Origin of the sequence: Acidisoma sp. L85, from assembly GCF_009765865.1 — a bacterium.
Classification (GTDB): domain Bacteria; phylum Pseudomonadota; class Alphaproteobacteria; order Acetobacterales; family Acetobacteraceae; genus Acidisoma.
The window spans coordinates 1-17,383 of record NZ_LMUQ01000030.1 but is presented as its reverse complement, the minus strand read 5'-3'; the positions used below and the strand labels follow the sequence as shown (position 1 = coordinate 17,383).

At 61.7% G+C, this 17,383-nt stretch carries 13 protein-coding genes; 7 read left to right on the top strand and 6 right to left on the bottom strand.

Features of this window, described 5'->3' with window-relative positions:
- Positions 1 to 6 precede the first annotated feature (6 nt).
- The 3 genes from GSQ83_RS08680 to GSQ83_RS08670 are packed head-to-tail and all read left to right on the top strand — an operon-like array spanning position 7 to position 4,868.
- The gene (locus GSQ83_RS08680; RefSeq protein WP_158802507.1) at positions 7 to 1,569 is read left to right on the top strand and encodes a GMC oxidoreductase; all 1,563 of its coding nucleotides are present in this window, start codon (positions 7 to 9) and stop codon (positions 1,567 to 1,569) included.
- A 19-nt stretch (positions 1,570 to 1,588) separates the two neighbouring features.
- A complete protein-coding gene (locus GSQ83_RS08675) occupies positions 1,589 to 3,433 on the top strand; it encodes a glycoside hydrolase family 15 protein (RefSeq protein WP_216849991.1) in 1,845 nt (614 codons plus the stop codon).
- A 37-nt stretch (positions 3,434 to 3,470) separates the two neighbouring features.
- Positions 3,471 to 4,868 carry an FAD-dependent oxidoreductase gene (locus GSQ83_RS08670; protein WP_158802506.1) on the top strand — a complete coding sequence of 466 codons (1,398 nt, stop codon included), beginning with the start codon at positions 3,471 to 3,473 and terminating at the stop codon, positions 4,866 to 4,868.
- A gap of 93 nt (positions 4,869 to 4,961) precedes the next feature.
- Here the strand turns inward: GSQ83_RS08670 and GSQ83_RS08665 are convergent, their stop codons facing one another.
- The 6 genes from GSQ83_RS08665 to GSQ83_RS29805 form a co-directional block, all read right to left on the bottom strand.
- Positions 4,962 to 5,702 (bottom strand): MIP/aquaporin family protein, encoded by a 741-nt coding sequence (locus GSQ83_RS08665; protein WP_216849990.1) that lies wholly within the window; start codon positions 5,700 to 5,702, stop codon positions 4,962 to 4,964.
- Between the two features lie 112 nt (positions 5,703 to 5,814).
- Positions 5,815 to 8,511, bottom strand: coding sequence for an MGH1-like glycoside hydrolase domain-containing protein (locus GSQ83_RS08660; protein WP_254065570.1), 2,697 nt, complete (start codon positions 8,509 to 8,511; stop codon positions 5,815 to 5,817).
- Between the two features lie 17 nt (positions 8,512 to 8,528).
- Entirely contained in the window at positions 8,529 to 10,454 is a 1,926-nt protein-coding gene (locus tag GSQ83_RS08655; protein WP_158802503.1) for an amylo-alpha-1,6-glucosidase, read from the bottom strand.
- A complete protein-coding gene (zwf, locus tag GSQ83_RS08650) occupies positions 10,451 to 11,947 on the bottom strand; it encodes a glucose-6-phosphate dehydrogenase (protein WP_158802502.1) in 1,497 nt (498 codons plus the stop codon). The genes GSQ83_RS08655 and zwf overlap by 4 nt, the downstream gene beginning before the upstream one ends.
- Positions 11,948 to 13,351: 1,404 nt before the next feature.
- A complete protein-coding gene (locus GSQ83_RS08645) occupies positions 13,352 to 13,897 on the bottom strand; it encodes an IS110 family transposase (RefSeq protein ID WP_254065575.1) in 546 nt (181 codons plus the stop codon).
- Positions 13,881 to 14,066 carry a hypothetical protein gene (locus tag GSQ83_RS29805; RefSeq protein WP_254065569.1) on the bottom strand — a complete coding sequence of 62 codons (186 nt, stop codon included), beginning with the start codon at positions 14,064 to 14,066 and terminating at the stop codon, positions 13,881 to 13,883. Before GSQ83_RS29805 ends, GSQ83_RS08645 begins: the two co-directional genes overlap by 17 nt.
- A 422-nt stretch (positions 14,067 to 14,488) precedes the next feature.
- Between GSQ83_RS29805 and tnpA the strand changes: the two genes are divergently transcribed.
- The 4 genes from tnpA to GSQ83_RS08625 all read left to right on the top strand — a co-directional run.
- Positions 14,489 to 14,902, top strand: a complete 414-nt coding sequence (gene tnpA, locus GSQ83_RS08640; protein WP_158802501.1) for an IS66-like element accessory protein TnpA — start codon at positions 14,489 to 14,491, stop codon at positions 14,900 to 14,902.
- Positions 14,899 to 15,246 carry an IS66 family insertion sequence element accessory protein TnpB gene (tnpB, locus tag GSQ83_RS08635; RefSeq protein WP_158802500.1) on the top strand — a complete coding sequence of 116 codons (348 nt, stop codon included), beginning with the start codon at positions 14,899 to 14,901 and terminating at the stop codon, positions 15,244 to 15,246. The genes tnpA and tnpB overlap by 4 nt, the downstream gene beginning before the upstream one ends.
- A 66-nt stretch (positions 15,247 to 15,312) precedes the next feature.
- Entirely contained in the window at positions 15,313 to 16,956 is a 1,644-nt protein-coding gene (gene tnpC / locus GSQ83_RS08630; protein ID WP_158802499.1) for an IS66 family transposase, read from the top strand.
- Positions 16,953 to 17,383, top strand: a 431-nt coding sequence (locus tag GSQ83_RS08625) for a plasmid pRiA4b ORF-3 family protein (RefSeq protein ID WP_158802498.1), incomplete at its 3' end; no start/stop codon positions are given. The genes tnpC and GSQ83_RS08625, both read left to right, overlap by 4 nt.

Here is a 17,383-nt window from a genome sequence, read left to right as displayed (position 1 = left end):
GGGCCGGTGCCGACAGAACGCTACGATATCATCGTCATCGGCAGTGGGCCCGGTGGCGCTTCCCTTGCCCAACGCCTGGCGCCGACGGGAAAGCGCATTCTCATTCTGGAGCGTGGCGACTACCTTAAGCGCTCAGAACGCAATTGGAGCTCGCAGGACGTCTTTGTTGAGGGTCTGTACCAGGCCCAGGAGACCTGGACAAACGCCGAGGGCGCCAATTTTAGCCCGGCGCTGCACTACTTTGTTGGCGGGAATTCCAAAGTTTACGGGGCGGCATTGCTCCGGTTGCGCGAGCGCGATTTCGGCGAAGTCACGCATGCGGGTGGCGTTTCGCCTGCTTGGCCGGTCGGCTACGACACCTTCGAGCCCTACTACGGTGAGGCTGAGTGCCTGTTTCAAGTCCATGGCCAGCGCGGCGAGGATCCGCTTGAACCCTGGACGAGCACGCCTTTTCCCTTTCCAGCCGTCAGCCACGAGCCACGGATCGCGCAGCTTGCGGATGACCTACGCGGCATCGGCCTCAACCCGTTTCATCTACCGCTTGGCATTCTCCTCGACGAGAAGAACGGTGAGCCGACCAGGACCAGCACCTGCATCCGCTGCAGCTTTTTCGACGGCTTCCCATGCCCACTGAACGGCAAGGCCGATGCTCAGATCGTCTGCATCGACCCCATGCTAGCGGAGAACGACAACGTCACGCTTCTGACGAACGCCTATGTCTCACACCTCAGCACCGATCACTCTGGTCGGCGGATCGATTCCGTGCATGTCACCCGCAGAGGAGAGCAGGAGGTCTACTCCGCAGATATCGTCGTTGTCGCTTGTGGTGCGCTGTCATCAGCGCTCCTTCTCCTGCGTTCAGCAAATGACGCACATCCGCAAGGACTCGCAAATGGGTCCGGGCAGCTTGGGAGAAACTACATGCGCCATCATATGAGTGTTCTTGCGGCGATTATGAAGGAACCGAATGAGACCGTCTTCCAGAAGACTCTCGCGCTGAGTGACTTCTATTTTGGCGCCGACGACTGGGACTTCCCACTTGGTCTAGTTCAGATGTGCGCAACGAGCCATTCAGATCAGATTCGCGGTGAAACTCTCCCCCATCTTCTTAAATGGTTGCCCGAAATGCCCTTCGAGCAGATGGCTCGACACTCGATGGATTTCTGGCTTCAGGCGGAGGACCTGCCGCACCCTGACAACCGTATTCACTATAAAGGCAGCCAGGTCCACCTCGACCTCGTTGAAACCAATCCGCAAGCTCTCACCCATCTCAAGCGCAAGCTCACTCAGGTGCTGGACAAAGCCGGCCATCCGCACGTGCTGATAGAGCGCAACCTCTACCTGGGCAAGAACATCCCGATCGGTGGCACCGCCCATCAGGCCGGCACCGCACGTTTTGGCGCTGATTCCCGCACCTCGGTGCTCGACCTAGATTGCCGCGCACACGAGGTGGATAATCTCTATCTTGCTGATGCGAGTTTCTTTCCCTCGATCGGCGCAGTGAACCCGACCCTCACGATCGTTGCCAACGCACTACGCGTCGCGGACGCCATTCGGGCCCGGCTTTGAGCGGCGCAGGGGAGGCGAGATGATGACGAATAAGGCGAAACCACGCCGTCCCATTGAGGACTATGCACTAATCGGATCAACGGAAGGCGCGGCGCTGGTGCATCGCGATGGCACGATCGAATGGCTCTGCCTGCCCCGCTTCGACTCGGAAGCGATCTTCGCGTCGCTTCTCGGCCATCGCGACCATGGCGCCTGGCAGCTCGCTGCGAGTGATTCAACCGCGCGCGTAACCCGACGCTACCTCCCGGACACAATGATCCTCGAAACCACCATCGAGACTGGCGCCGGCAAGGCCATGGTATTCGACCTCATGCCGCTGCCGGCGATAGGCGGAACGCATGAGCTGGTCCGTATCGTCCACGGGCTCGAAGGCACAGTCGAAATCACCATGGATCTGAGGCTGCGCTTCAACTATGGCGCCTGGGCGCCCTGGGTAGAGCGCAAGGAGGGTATGATCGTCGCGATCGCCGGGCCGGATGCCGTGCGCATCAGCAGCAGTGTCGATCTCGATAATGTGGATTTCGCCACTCAGGCTCGCTTTCACGTGGCCGCCGGCCAGGATGTGGCGACGATGCTCGAATGGTTTCCCTCACATCTCGAGCCACCGCTACCGCGCGATCCTCATGCGCTCATGCGACGGACCGCGAGAGAATGGAGCCTATGGGCGCAAGGTTGCACCTATGCCGGTCCCCACGCCGAGACAGTGCGGCGTTCGCTCGTCACGCTCAAAGCGCTGACCTATCGTCCGACCGGCGGTATCGTTGCAGCTCCAACGACATCGCTCCCGGAAATGCCCGGCGGCGTGCGCAACTGGGACTATCGTTACTGTTGGCTGCGTGACGCCGTGCTCACGATCTACGCGCTGACCGGGTCCGGCTTCCACGAAGAGGCTAGCGCTTGGAGGTGGTGGCTAATGCGGGCCACGGCTGGGGCACCGGATGAGCTGCAAATCATGTACGGGCTGCATGGCGAGCGCCGGCTAACAGAAGTCGAGCTTGAGCATTTGCCCGGCTATGAGGACAGCCGCCCCGTCCGCGTCGGCAACGCAGCCCATGACCAGCTTCAGCTCGATGTTTACGGTGCCGTAATTGGCGCCTTCGATGCCGGGCGGCGCGCCGGACTACATGACATGGATGCGGTCTGGCCGCTCCAGCGCGCCATCGCCAAGAACCTCCTCACACTCTGGAAACAGCCTGATTCCGGCCTCTGGGAAGTCCGCGGGCCGCCGCGGCACTTCGTATATTCGAAGGTCATGTGTTGGCTCGCCTTCGACCGCATGGTCGCGAGTGCGACAGACTACAAGCTCGAAGGGCCGGTGGAGGAGTGGCGCCAGGCTCGGGACGAGATTCACGCGGATATCTGCGCGAATGGCTACGATGCCGCCAGCAACAGCTTCGTGCAGTATTACGGTGCGAGCGTCGTGGATGCGGCACTATTGCAAATCCCGATGCTTGGCTTCCTGCCGGCGGATGATCCACGCGTTCTCGGAACCATTGCGCGGATTGAGCGTGAGCTATTGGAAAACGGTGTCGTCTATCGCTACCGAACCGACGGAGCGAATGCTGACGGTTTGCCGGGCCACGAGGGCGCCTTCCTCGCCTGTAGCTTCTGGCTCTGCGACGCCTGGACGCTCTGCGGCCGCACTCAGGACGCATCGGCGCTATTCGAGCGTCTCCTTTCGTACGGCAACGATCTCGGCCTTTTCGCGGAGGAGTACGACCCCATCGCCGGGCGTCAGCTCGGCAATTTTCCCCAGGCGTTCAGCCATTTTGCCCTGATCAACACGGCGCATACATTGGCCGGCCAGGCCGGAGGCATTGCCGAGCACCTCGCGGATGCGTCGAGCCCAGGGCCTCTGTCCTAGATCCAAAACTAGACCCAAGACTGAGGAAGAGCATGCCATGGCGCAAGCCGAGCATTTTGATGCCCTAATTGTCGGCAGCGGGACGGGTGGGACCCAACTCGCCCTCGCTCTCGGCGGCGCCGGAAAGCGCGTGGCGGTGGTGGAAAGGCGTTGGATCGGCGGCTCTTGCCCAAACGTCAACTGCCTACCGAGCAAGAACGAGATATTTTCGGCGAAGATCATCGAGACTATTCGCCGATATGCTGGGCAATTCGGTTCGGTCGCCGCGCCGTTCTCGGTAGACATGGTCGAAGTGCGCGCGCGCAAGCGCGTCATGGTCGAGGAGCTGAGCGCAGCAATCTTGGAAGCATATAAGGCGAACGACGTCACGCTCGTCTCAGGTGACGGCCGCTTCGTCGAGCCCAGGACCGTGGAGGTCGTCTTGAATGGCGGCGATACGCGCATGCTCACGGCCGGTCAGATCTACCTCAACCTCGGCACGCGCGCATCGATTCCGCCGCTTCCGGGTTTGGCCGCATCCGGAGCGCTCACGAATATTGAGGCGCTTGAGCTCGACCGCGTACCGGCACACCTTCTCGTCCTAGGCGGCGGATATGTCGCACTCGAGCTGGCGCAGGCCTTTTCGCGCTTTGGGAGTCGCGTGACCATCATCGAGCGCCAGCAGATGATAGCTAGTCGCGAAGACCTCGATATTGGCACCGAGATCCTTCGTTTCCTGACAGAGGAGGGCATCGATATCGTGACCTCCGCCGAGGCCTTGCGCGTTGACGGTCGGTCCGGGCAGGAAATCCGTCTGCACCTCCGCACGGCTTCCGGTACGCGTGACATCACTGCAAGCGACATTCTGGTCGCCACAGGTCGTAAGCCCAATACCACAGGCATCGGCCTCGAGATCGCAGACGTCGCGCTCGACACAAGAGGCTACATCAAGGTTGGCGATCGGCTGGAGACGAGCGCGCCCGGTATTTGGGCGTTGGGTGAGTGTGCCGGCAGCCCTCAATTCACCCATGTCTCCTATGACGACTGCCGCGTATTGCAATCCGCCATGGCAGGTGGCCAACGCACTACGGCGAACCGTCTCGTCCCCTACAGCATGTTCACAGATCCACCGCTAGCCCGCGTCGGGCTCAGCGAAGGCCAGGCCCGGCAAGCGGGCATCGGGCATCGCGTCGCCAAGCTGCCGATGAAGGCGGTGCTGCGAACGCGGACGACCGGGGAGACCACGGGCTTCATGAAGGCTGTCATCGATGCTGGCAGCGATCGCATTCTTGGCTTCGCTATGATCGGTGCCGAGGCGAGCGAAATAATGCCTATTGTGCAAACTGCCATGCTCGCCGGCATGCCCTATACCGGGCTGCGTGACGCCATATTTGCCCACCCAACGCTGGCGGAAGGACTGATTGGGCTTTTCTCCAGTGTACCAGCGATCGACTAAACCGGCGTGTCGTTCACGCTCGGCATTGCCGAAGACGATGTGACCTTGGGGCGCCGGGTTGCGGACCTCTTCCATCCTCACCGCCATTGGCCCTTACTCTGGCAAGTTTCCACCCGGGTGCCCAAAATGGCACATTCTCGCCTGGGAAGGGCTGTGCCGACCGATCAAGTCGCAACGCAGGAGGACGACCGCGAGCGCCGCGCCGAGCGCAGGGCCAAGCCAATAAACCCACCAGCCTGACCAGTTCCAGCTCACCAGTTCGGGCGCAAAGGAGCGGGCGGGATTAGCGCTAGCGCCGGAGATGGGGGCTTCGAGCCAACTCAAGATCGCGAAGAGCGGCGGATTCACAAGCGGCGTGTAACGCTGCGTCGCATGCCGACTGGCAAAAACGAATACCAGCGCAACCATGAGGAATGTGCAGAGGATCTCGCCGCCCACCGCGAAGGCGATGGGAATGGACTGCCCTGGAACTGTCGCCGCCCAATGGTCGCTGGCGCCGATGCTACCCCACAACAAGAACAAGACTGCCGCGCCCAAGGCGCCGCCCAGCAGCTGTGCTGCGACGTAGCATCCGGCGTCGCGCCAGCGGAGTTTGCCCTCGAGCCAAAAGGCCAGTGTGATTGCCGGATTGATATGTGCGCCGCTGATTTTTCCGAGCGGCGAATAGGCTATGGCGACGCCGATGCAGCTGACCAGAAAGCCGTTTAGCAGCCGTCGCTCGCCCATCCCAATCGGTAGTGAGGCCAACGGCGCGCCCTTGCCCCAGAAGGCGATGACGATCGAGAGCCCGACAACGACGAGCAGGGCGGTGCCAGCCGCCTCGGCGGCGTACATGTCCGGGTGCAGACGGTTCGACGGACAGGGATCGCCACTCAACGGGCGATCTGGCTTCGCGCCGAGCGGTCGGACCGTCGCTGAAGCCGTCGCCACCCGGATCGCGCGAGCCTCAGCCCCCTCGACCACGCCGTGACTGCGACATCGATTGCAGCAAAAGCGCCACGAGGCCCGTCCATCCCGTTTGATGCGAGGCACCGAGCCCAGCACCAGTGTCGCCGTGGAAGTATTCGTGGAAGGGTATGAGGTCGCGAAAATGTTGGTCGGTCTGGAAGAGGGCGTAATCGCCGAGAACGGGCCGGCGGTCATTGATGTCGGGCCGAAAGAGCGAGACCAACCGTCGCGACAGCTCCTCCGCCGCCTCGGCGAGGCTCACACGCATGCCGGAACCGGTGGGACACTCGATCGTGACATCGGTGCCGTAGAAGAGGTCAAATTCGCGGAGCGCCTCGACCAATAGGAAGTTGATCGGCATCCAAACCGGTCCCCGCCAATTGGAATTTCCACCGAAGAGTGCCGTCCGCGATTCGCCGGGCTCGTAATCAACAGCGAAACGCATCCCTTCCGCCTCAAAAGCAAAAGGCGCGCCTGCATGCGCTTTAGAGACCGCCCGCACGCCATGCGAAGAGAGGAACTCTGTTTCGTCCAGCATACGACTAAGAAGCGCCGTCATGCGATGGCGGCGCAGTAGTGAGAGCAAGATGCGACCGTCCTTCCCCGGCTTAGCCCAGTGCGAGACGAGCGCAGCGAGGTCTGGGCGATGCGTCAACATCCACCGGGTGCGGCTCGCAAACCCGGGGAAGCGTGCAAAGACTTCGCTATCGAGAACTTCCACGGCGCAGAGCGGAATCAGTCCCACGAGTGAGCGCACGCGTAACGGTAGGCGCTGCCCGTCCGGCAGGTTGAGTACGTCGTAGTAGAACTGGTCGCAATCGTCCCATAGTCCAATGGGCGTGTCCCCATCTACATCCCCCATGTTGGTCATAGCGTCCGCGATGTATAGGAAATGCTCGAAAAACTTAGTGGCTATATCTTCGTAAACGGGATCCTCTGTAGCTAGCTCCAACGCTATTCGCATCAGGTTGAGGCAGTACATCGCCATCCACGCGGTGCCATCGGCTTGGCTAATATAGCCGCCAGTCGGCAGCGGACTCGATCGGTCGAAGATACCGATATTGTCGAGACCGAGGAAACCACCCTCGAATATGTTGCGGCCGTCCCTATCCTTACGGTTCACCCACCAAGTGAAATTCACCATCAATTTGTGGAAGATCCGCTCAAGGAAGCCTCGATCGGCCTCCCCAGTCAACGCGCGATCCATTTGATACACGCGCCAAGCGGCGAAGGCGTGCACCGGTGGATTCACGTCTCCGAAGGCCCATTCATAAGCTGGGAGTTGGCCGTTCGGGTGCATGTACCATTCGCGCGTCAATAGCAGGAGCTGATTTTTTGCGAACTCCGGATCGATCAGAGCGAAGGTGATGCAGTGGAAGGCAAGGTCCCAGGAGGCGTACCAAGGATACTCCCACTTGTCCGGCATTGAGACGATGTCCGCATTATTTAGGTGCGGCCAATCCCGATTCCGACCATTCTTGCGCTCGGGCGGCGGCGCGGGCTGGGCCGGATCTCCTTGCAACCAACGGCGAACGTCGAAGTGATAATACTGCTTCGACCAGAGCATGCCGGCCAGCGCCTGCCGCTGAATGTTGCGCGCCTCGGCATCCGGAAGGTCCGCCTGGAGTGCCGCGTAAAACATGTCTGCCTCTGCGATGCGCGCGACGACAACTTCGTCGAAAGCGCTCGTGTCCAAGGCGCCGGCCTCGGCAGAAGCGAGCCGAAAGCGAAGGGTTTCCGTACCACCTGAGGGGATCTCCAGTCTGGTATAGGCCGCACACTTCGTTCCGACGCCCTCGGGGTTGATCGCGCCGGCGTCATCGCTCACCAGCCAGTCGTTAATGCCGTCCTTGAAGAATCCCCCTGCATCAGTGCCGAAGAGTCGCCGCGGATTGGTATCATTCTCGCAGAAAAGAATTTGCGCATTCTGGAGTGCAGTAAACCGCATCGGCGGAGCTCCTGAGCGCGTAACCTGTACCGCGCCCGCGGCGGTAAGCAGAAGCTGTGGCCGCGAGTTGTTCGCGTCCCAGGACCAGGTGTTGCGAGCCCAGAGCTGAGGTAGCACATGCAACGTGGCGGCCTGCGGGCCACGATTGACGACAGTAACGCGCATCAGAATGTCGTGGGGCGCCGCCTTGGCATATTCGACCGTGACGTCAAAATAACGACTCTCGTTGAAGACACCAGTATCGACGAGCTCGTACTCCGGACGGTCCTGACCGCGCCGCCGGCCATTCTCCGCCACTAACTCGTCATAGGGAAACCGGGCCTGCGGGTATTTGTAGAGCAGGCGCATGTATGAATGCGTCGGTGTGCCATCGAGATACCACCAGAGCTCCTTGACGTCCTCGCCGTGGTTACCCTCGCCATTGCTAAGACCGAACATGCGCTCTTTGAGGATTGGGTCGCGGCCATTCCATAACCCAAGGGCGAGACACCAGATCTGGTGTCTGTCGCTGAAGCCCGCAATACCGTCTTCGCCCCAGCGATAGGCGCGAGAGCGCGCCTGATCATGGGTGATATAATCCCAGGCTGCACCACCCTGGCTGTAGTCCTCGCGCACCGTGCCCCACTGGCGCTCGCTGAGAAAAGGACCCCAGTCACGCCAGCCTTCCGCCTCGGGGGCCTTGAGACGTATGCCCTCAGTCGTCCGCAACAGGGCTTGAGCCTCCAAACGGGGAAGGTCCTTGGGCAAGCGGGACTCCTGCATTGTCAGTCGTGAAGATCAAGCATGCGGCGGAGCCGGATGAGTTCGCCGAGCGACCAGGCTTGGAAGGGGCAGCCGGCCAGCAAATGCGGCGCATCGCCATCGGCTATTTCCGAGACGTGACCCATGCCCGCGGCATCAAGATGCGCCATGAGTGGTGCGAGGAAGCGGACCGTTGCCTCTTGTTTAGCGGCACTGCTGCGACCGCGGACGGCAAGCCAGGCGTCAACGAAGCCGCCCATCAGCCAAGGCCATACCGTACCCTGGTGATAAGCACCGTCGCGTTCGGCCGGGCCACCGCGATAGCACCCAATATAGGCAGGATCGTCAGGTGCCAAACTGCGCAGTCCGAGCGGCGTCAGAAGCTTCGCTTCCACAGCCTCGACCACCGCCCGCGCCGCCTCCCCCGTTATCAGCACGAAGGGAAGGCCGCCGACGGCAAAGATCTGGTTAGGTCTCAGCGCCGCATCAACTGCACCTGACACATGACCTACATCGACAACATCAAAAAGACCGGCACCCGGCCGGACGAAGCGTGCCTCGAAGGCGGTCTGTGCGTTGTCAGCCGCCTCATTCCAACGCGCCGACCAGCGGCTGCCTGCGATACGCAGCGCATTGATCCAAAGCGCCTGAATCTCGACTGGTTTGCCGATGCGCGGGGTGATCACGCGGTCGCCGACCTTAGCATCCATCCAAGTAAGCTGCACACCTGGTACGCCAGCGCGCAGTAGACCATCCACGTCGACGCCGATGCCGAAGCGAGTTCCCGCCGTGTAACCTCCCAGGATCGCCTCGCAGGCATCGCGAAGGCGACAAGCGACGGCAGGTGATGTGGGCGTCTTATTGGCGTCGCACAGTGCAAGGAAGTCATGCACCGCCACGATGTACCAAAGCGAAGCATCGACAGCATTGTATTCCGGCGCCTCCCCGCGATCGAGGAAGCGGTTGGGAAGCATTCCCTCGCTCACCGTATCGGCCCAGGCGCACAGGATGGCTTCTGCGGTCGCGAGATCGCCCGAGGCCAGTAGCAGCCCGCGCATGGCAATAAAAGTGTCGCGACCCCAATCGGCAAACCAGGGATAGCCGGCGATCACCGTCTTGCCGTTCTGTCGTCTGGCGACATAGCTCCGAGCGGAGCGGGCGAGAGGGGCGAGATCTGAGCGGCGTTGTCGCTCGACCGCCGCCAGGCTCTCCGCATAGGGCTCAGCGTCGCCGAAAGCGGCGTCCCCTGCCCGCAGTACTATCACCGCCCCGCCGTCGCGATCGAGATCGAAGCTCAGCACACCTGGCGATGCGAGATCTTCGCTGCAATCGAGGCCGCGGTCACGTTCAGCGGTATAGAGAAAGTCGCGGTACCACTCCGGCGAAGACGAGTAGGCGCCGTTCGTCAACGCCGTGATGGCCGGGACGGAGGCATACGGCTGCCAGCACACCTTAACACCGATGCAGCGAGCATTAAAATCGAAAGTCGGATTCTCGTGGTGCAGGCCATGATAGTCCCTCCCGGAGAGCAGCAGGCGGACATTCAGCTTGCACGGACCGCTTCCCCGTAGGCGCCGCCAGCGTAGAATGGTCTCACCAGTGCCTTCTGGAACGAGGATCTCCTGCATGATCTCCGCGCCATCGGGCAGCACGAAGGTCCATCGTGGCCAGGGATCGCGGCTGAATTCCGCGATATGCCGATACCCATCCGGATAGACGACATCTGGCAGATAGCGGTGGGTGGTGAGCGGTATCCGCCCTGCTGAGTTCTCGACCCACGACTCGGCGCCATTGACGAGCACGAGCCGCCCAGTCGGGGGCGTGCTGGCAGTCAACAGCAACGCATGATAGCGACGAGTCCTCTCACCGCCGATGGTGCCGGAGGCGAAGCCGCCGCTGCCATCCGGCTCCAGCCACTCGGCATCCAGCATGTTCGCGTGCGCGCTCATTCCGCGGCAAGCGACGACCAGCGATGGCCGCCGGATGCCAGCAGCGCGTCCGCGCCAGCCGGCCCTTCGCTGCCGGCGGAATAGAGCTCCGGCGTTCCCTCGCCTCGAGCAAAGGCGGCAAGCAGCGGCTCCACAGCCATCCAGCCAGCCTCGATATTGTCGGCTCGCTGGAATAGCGTCGCATCGCCGATCATGCAGTCGTAGATCAGCGTCTCGTAGCCGACATTCGGTTTCTCAGCAAAGAAGTCACTGTAGCGGAGCGTGGTGTGGACCGCGTCGATATTCATCACTGGTCCCGGCACCTTGACGTTGTATTGCATTTTCGCGCCTGGCACAGGATCAATCTGCAGACGCAATACATTCGCTGCCAATCCCGCTACCGACGTGTGGCGGAACATCTGATAGGGCGCTTCCTTGTAGTAGACAGCGATTTCGGTTTTTCGCGAAGCCATCCGCTTGCCGGTTCGGATGTAGAAGGGCACACCGGCCCAACGCCAATTGTCGATGGTCAGCTTCAATGCCAGATAGGTCTCGGTGCGAGACTCAGGCGAAACGTGCGGCTCCTGCCGGTAACCCACGACCTCCCTGTCAAGCAGTCGCCCCGCACTATATTGCCCGCGCACTGCATCCGCGGGCTGGATCGGGCGCACGGCCTGAAGCAGTTTGGCTTTCTCCGAGCGAACTGCCTCGGCCGCGAGGGAGTCAGGAGGCTCCATGGCGACGACGCTGAGGAGCTGGAACATGTGGTTCGGCACCATGTCGCGCAGCGCTCCGGTCGGCTCGTAGAAACCGCCGCGCTGCTCGACGCCAACCGTCTCTGCGGCGGTAATCTCGACATGGTCGATATACTCGCGACGCCACATCGGCTCGAACATGCCATTAGCAAAACGCATGGCCAGGATACTCTGCACGGTTTCCTTCCCGAGAAAATGGTCGATGCGATAGTACTGGCTCTCGTCCGCCAGCTTTAGGATGCGCGCATTCAGTGCTTGCGCTGATGGAAGGTCAGCGCCGAAGGGCTTTTCGATGATTACGCGACGGAAGCCGGTCTCGCCTTCCGCGAGCAACCCCGAGGCGGCAAGACCTTCGACGACCGGTCCGAAGAAGCGTGCTGCTACCGCGAGATAGAAGATCGCATTGCCGCTAACGTGGCCAGAGAGCGTTGCATAGGTCTCGGGCCGCTCGAAGTCACCTTGCACGTAATGCAGCCGTTGGCTGATCCACTCCCAAGCCGTCTCGTCAATGGCATCAGGGTGAAACTCGCCCGTTTTGTCCTCAGTGAAGGACCGCATCGTCTCGGTCAGGGCTTGTCGCCACCCATCATCGGTGTTGGCGACATGATCGACACCGATGATTTTAAGTCCCTGATCAAGCAGCCCAGCACCTGCCAGGTTGTAAAGAGCGGGCATTACCAATCGTTTCGTCAGGTCGCCCCCCGCACCGAAGATGACCAAAACACAGGGCGGCGCTGGCTTTGTGCCGGCGGCTGACATTGGGTCGCCGGCTCTTTTCACTGCTATTATTCCCGGGTCCATTTGTGCTTGCCTCATGTTCAAGACGATAGATGATTCCGCGCGCCACAGATTCCGTTCCGCGCCGCGGACACGCGTCTCCCCAGCACCACTAAGCACACGGTTGAGAATAGGACGGTGCCATACGCCATCGCGATTTGACGGCCAATGCAGCGCAGAATTGCCATCACTCGTGCACTGGCCTACGTGAGAAAATCGTTGCAGCGAAAGCGTAGAACATCGCATCGCACGATTGAGCGCGCTTCGGGGCTTTGTGAATCGTCGTAGCTGGGTGGGCCAATGGAAATGATGGGAGCATAGCTTCTGGATTGCGCACCTTCGTTCCATCATGTGCCGATGGAATTTCTTTGTCCTGTCGATCGCTGGCGGTGCGCAAATACTGAGGCGATGGGCCGAAATGGTCCGTGGCTGTAGTTGCGGCAAGTAATGCCCCCACCGAGGCCAATCGGAAGCACGATGTTCGAATGGATTCTGCCATCGGCTTAAGCTGAGGAGAGGCCTTGATCAAGCCGAGTAGCCTGGTAGATGCGCCGCCGGGTATCGGAGAGAAACCGCGGGGCACCGGCTTGTCGCGCACGGCGACGTTGGCCGCCACGAGCGTATTTGACAACTCCACGACTTTTGCTCTGCTCCCTTCCGGTTAAGGCCGTTGAACTGAGGGTCATGAGAACAATGTGCACAACCCACAGTGAGATAGCGGTTCCGCTACGTCCAATGCCTATGGGGCATCGATTTAACAGCTAAAACGCATCGGCGAGCGATCAAGCTTCAGAAATCTCACGCTCGATAGTATTGCATCTTGTGATAAGCCGACCTCAGAATGAAAACGAGGATCCTCGAGTGCGACGTTTACCCCAAAGTCTCTTAAAGTGTTTAGGGAATGGTCGGCTGCCGTGAAGGTCGCCTCCGCCAGCGTCAGGGGCAGCGTCGTCTCAGGCAAGACGCCTGCTGCATGCTTGACAAGATTGATGCCTACTCCCACTCGGTTCCTCAGTCGATCGCTCCTCGCAGATTCGAAGGGCTCCAGATTAACTCAAGCATCACCTCGGCCGTCGTATCTGCGCCGTCATGGTTTGAGCAGGATCACCTGCCGCCTGAATAGGCTCATCTGTGGACGTCCCCGGAGAAGCAAGAGGATTTTTTGCCTTCTGACGCGTGGTTGGGTGCTGCCACCTGTCGGGCCTCGCGATACGGCCGTAAGTTGCCTAGGGCCCGAAGGGAGTCCGCGGATCGGCGCCATATCAGGCCTGCGTGCTCGCAGGCACGGTGAGTCTATCTGGCTCTGCCGATCCCGTCTCATCAACCGTTGCGCCGTACTTGCCTTCGCCCTTTCACTCCTTCGACGGCCTCAGGCCGCAGCGCTGCTCAGGCAGCGGTCACAGCTGGAGCTCTGTAAACTTCGTTGCGCGCGAGCGAGGCCCACACGGTCCGCGCCATCTTGTTGGCGAGCGCGGCAATAGCCAACATGCACGGCTTGCGAGCCAGCATGCGCGCGAGCCCCGACCCGGCCGGAGGTCCGCGCCGACTTGTCTGGCGCACCAAAGCGGCAGCGCCGATTATGAGCAGGCGCCGGATGGTGCGCTCGCCCATTTTTGATGTGCCACCCAGCTTCTGTTTGCCGCCTGTGGACCGCTGAACAGGCGTCAGCCCGAGCCAGGCGGCGAAGTCGCGCCCTTTTCGGAACGTCTCTACAGGGGGCGCCAGGGCGGCGATCGCCGTCGCCGTAATCGGGCCAATGCCGGGTATAGTCATCAGCCGCGCGGGCACATCTTCGTCCTTTGCCCGCCGTGCAATCTCTCGATCTAGCTCGATTATTCGACCATTGAGCGTCGCTACCATATCGACCAGAACATCAAGCATGGCTCGTGCTGCTGATGGCAGCGCAGTTCCCGCCTCACCAACGAGTTCCAGAAGCTTTGGCAGATTCGCTGGCCCTCTCGCTGCTGCGAGCCCGTATTCGGTAAAGCTGGCCGCGTATGGCAGTGATCAGCTGCGTGCGCTGCCGGACGAGCAGGTCGCGGGTGCGGAAGATGGCGGCGCTGGCCTGGGCCGCCTCACTCTTCACGGCGACGAAGCGCATCGTCGGTCGCTGGGCGGCTTCGCAGATGACCTCTGCATCGGAGGCATCCTTTTTTGCCGCTTAACAAACGACGTAGACGATCCCACTGATGACACAGCGACCATCGACGCGCCGCAGCCCGCGCGAGATCGGGAAGAACGGCTCGATCCAGCGCATCTGCGCCTCGGTCGGCAGTGGCACTGGGGGGCTCCGATGCCCCCAGAATCACACCGCGTCGAGCCGTGTAAACGGTCCTGAACCTAGCTTCTAATGCAGCGTGAGATGCGGCCGCGCCGGCGAGCTAAAATGCCCTCCAGGCCACGGGGCGCGACCGTCCTTTCGCGTAGCTATCCCTCTCACCGTATGCCTCCGCCGAAGGCCGCCTGGGCGGGCACCGCTTGCCGCTTTAAGTAGCACTTTAAGGCGGCGGTTGAGGTGGCAGGATGGATGGCGTGGTGGAGATCATCACGGGCCGGGAACGCCGGCGGCGCTGGAGCACGACGGACAAGCTGCGACTTGTAGCCGAGACCGAGGAGGCTGGCACTTCGGTTCGAGCGGTCGCAGCTCGACATGGGATCTGCGAGAGCCTTCTGTTCACGTGGCGGCGGCAAGTGCGTGAGGGGGCGCTTGTGGGAGCGCTGGATATTCCAATGTTCGTGCCGGTGCAGATGATTAGCGGCGCCACCACGTCGCCTTCCCCGTCAGCCGGTCATCCGGTGCGTCCGGCATCTGTGTCTCGCGCCGCCGCGGCAACGGGGGTGATTGAGATCGAGCTCGCGAACGGACAGCATGTCCGTGTCGGCAGCGACGTCAATCTCAGCGCGCTGCGTCGCGTGTTGGCGGCACTGCGCGAGTGATCCCGGTTCCGGCGGGTGTGCGGATCTGGATTGCCACCGGACATACCGACATGCGTCGCGGGATGCGCGGATTGGCGCTGCAGGTGCAGGAAGGTCTTGGGCGAGATCCGTTTGCCGGAGACGTTTTCGTCTTTCGAGGGCGGAGCGGATCCCTGATAAAGGCGATCTGGCACGACGGGCTGGGCTTATCTCTTTATGCGAAGCGCCTCGATCGTGGCCGCTTCACATGGCCACAAACGGTGGACGGCGTCCTCCCGCTGACAGCCGCGCAGATGGGTTATCTCCTGGAAGCGATCGACTGGCGCAATCCACAGCTGACTTGGCGGCCGACGTCCGCGGGTTAGGTCAAACTGCGGCTTTGCCCGAGAAAGCAGTACAAAACCGGCGCGATTTGTGATTCGATCGGTCTTATGGAGGCCGATCCTGCAGCCTTGCCCGACGATGTCACGGTGCTTAAAGCGGCGCTCATCGCGGAGCGTGCGCGCGCCGATGCAGCCCAGGCCGAGGCCGCCATCGCACGCGCCCAGCAATCCGATGCCGAAGCGCTGATCGCACGGCAGAAGCTGGAGATCGAGAAGCTCAAGCGCGAGATCTACGGCCCGCGCTCGGAACGTGCGCGCCGTCTGATCGATCAGTTGGAATTGGAGCTCGAGGAGCTGGAGGCCACGGCCACAGAGGACGAACTCCAGGCTGAGCGGGAAGTAGCCAAGGCAACCACTGTCGCCGCATTCAGCCGCAAGCGGCCGGCCCGGAAGCCATTCCCCGATGATCTGCCACGTGAGCGGGTGATCGTACCCGGGTCCGCAGCCTGCACATGCTGTGGCGGCGCGCGACTGTCCAAGCTGGGCGAGGACGTCACCGAGACGCTCGAGGTCATCCCACGGCGCTGGAAGGTCATCCAGCACGTCCGCGAGAAGTTCAGCTGCCGCGACTGTGAGACGATCAGCCAGGCGCCGGCGCCCTTCCACGTTGTCCGTCGTGGCTGGGCTGGTCCCAACCTGCTGGCCATGATCGCCTTCGAGAAGTTTGGGCAGCACCAGCCGCTTAACCGGCAGGCCGAACGCTATGCCCGTGAGGGTGTGGTCATCAGCCTGTCGACGATGGCGGACCAGGTGGGCGCCTGTTGCGCCGTGCTGGAACCGATCTTCAAGTGCCTCGAGGCGCATGTCTTTGCCGCCGAGCGACTGCACGGCGACGACACCACGGTGCCGGTGCTGGCCAAGGGCAAGACCGACATAGCTCGATCATGGGTCTACGTACGTGACGATCGGCCGTTTGCCGGGCACGCGCCCCCGGCGGCGGTGTTCTACTATTCGCGCGATCGTGGCGGCGCCCACCCGCAAGGCCATCTCGCGACCTATGCCGGCATCCTTCAGGCTGATGCATTCGGCGGCTACAAGAGGCTCTACGATCCTGCCCGACAACCAGGGCCGATCACGGAGGCAGCATGCTGGGCACATGCACGCCGGAAGTTCTTCATCCTGGCCGATCTGGCTCTGAATGCTAAGCGCAAGGCGCAAGGCAAGACACCCGTCTTTATGTCGCCCCTGGCGCTGGAGGCCGTGCGCCGAATTGACGCGGTGTTCGATGTCGAACGCGAGATCAACGGCCGCCTACCGGCGGAACGGCGGGCGGTCCGCCAAGAGATCAGCCAGCCGCTCGTCATCGAGCTGGAGGCTTGGATGCGCCGTGAGCGCGCCAAGCTCTCGCGCCACGATGACGTCGCCAAAGCCATCGACTACATGCTCAAGCGTTGGGCATCCTTCGCGCGCTTCCTTGAGGACGGGAGAGTCTGCATCACGAACAACGCGGCAGAGCGCGGGCTGAGGGGCATTGCCTTAGGCCGCAGGTCATGGCTGTTCGCGGGCTCAGATCGCGGTGGCCAAAGGGCGGCCATGATGTACAGCTTGATAGTCTCCGCCAAGATGAATGACGTCGATCCGCAAGCCTGGCTCGCCGATGTTCTTCGCCGCATCGCGGATCACCCGGCATCGCGGCTGCACGAGTTGTTGCCGTGGCGATGGAGCCACGACCGCAAGGCACTGGCGGCATGAGCACCCAGATTGCCGTCCTCAAAGTCACTCTCGACGGCGTCAAGCCGACGGTGATGCGGCGGTTTGTCGTGCCGCTGACCATCCGGCTTGATCGCCTGCATCTCGTGCTTCAGGCAGCGATCGGGTGGACGAATAGCCACCTCTATGAGATCACCCGAGGCGTTGGGTGGGGCATACCGGACGCTGACTTCGGAGACGGTCCGCTTGACGCCAGGAAGGCTAGGCTCATCGATGTCCTGGAAGACTGCGGCGTCAAGACGCTGAAGTATCTCTACGACTTCGGCGATGGGTGGGAACACACCGTCAAAGTCGAGCGCATTGAAAACGCAATCCCAGGCCTGACTTCTCCATTTCTGGTCGACGCCGTCGGACGATGCCCTCCCGAAGACGTCGGTGGCCCTTCAGGCTACGAGGATTTCCTCGAGAT

What these genes read in the sequence shown, in the direction of transcription:
- GSQ83_RS29805 (WP_254065569.1), bottom strand. Translation starts at nt 14,066, where the DNA reads ATGCGCTTCGTCGCCGTGAAGAGTGAGGCGGCCCAGGCCAGCGCCGCC.
- GSQ83_RS08670 (WP_158802506.1), top strand. Translation starts at nt 3,471, where the DNA reads ATGGCGCAAGCCGAGCATTTTGATGCCCTAATTGTCGGCAGCGGGACG.
- GSQ83_RS08655 (WP_158802503.1), bottom strand. Translation starts at nt 10,454, where the DNA reads ATGAGCGCGCACGCGAACATGCTGGATGCCGAGTGGCTGGAGCCGGAT.
- GSQ83_RS08665 (WP_216849990.1), bottom strand. Translation starts at nt 5,702, where the DNA reads ATGTACGCCGCCGAGGCGGCTGGCACCGCCCTGCTCGTCGTTGTCGGG.
- GSQ83_RS08675 (WP_216849991.1), top strand. Translation starts at nt 1,589, where the DNA reads ATGATGACGAATAAGGCGAAACCACGCCGTCCCATTGAGGACTATGCA.
- tnpC (WP_158802499.1), top strand. Translation starts at nt 15,313, where the DNA reads ATGGAGGCCGATCCTGCAGCCTTGCCCGACGATGTCACGGTGCTTAAA.
- zwf (WP_158802502.1), bottom strand. Translation starts at nt 11,947, where the DNA reads ATGTCAGCCGCCGGCACAAAGCCAGCGCCGCCCTGTGTTTTGGTCATC.
- tnpA (WP_158802501.1), top strand. Translation starts at nt 14,489, where the DNA reads ATGGATGGCGTGGTGGAGATCATCACGGGCCGGGAACGCCGGCGGCGC.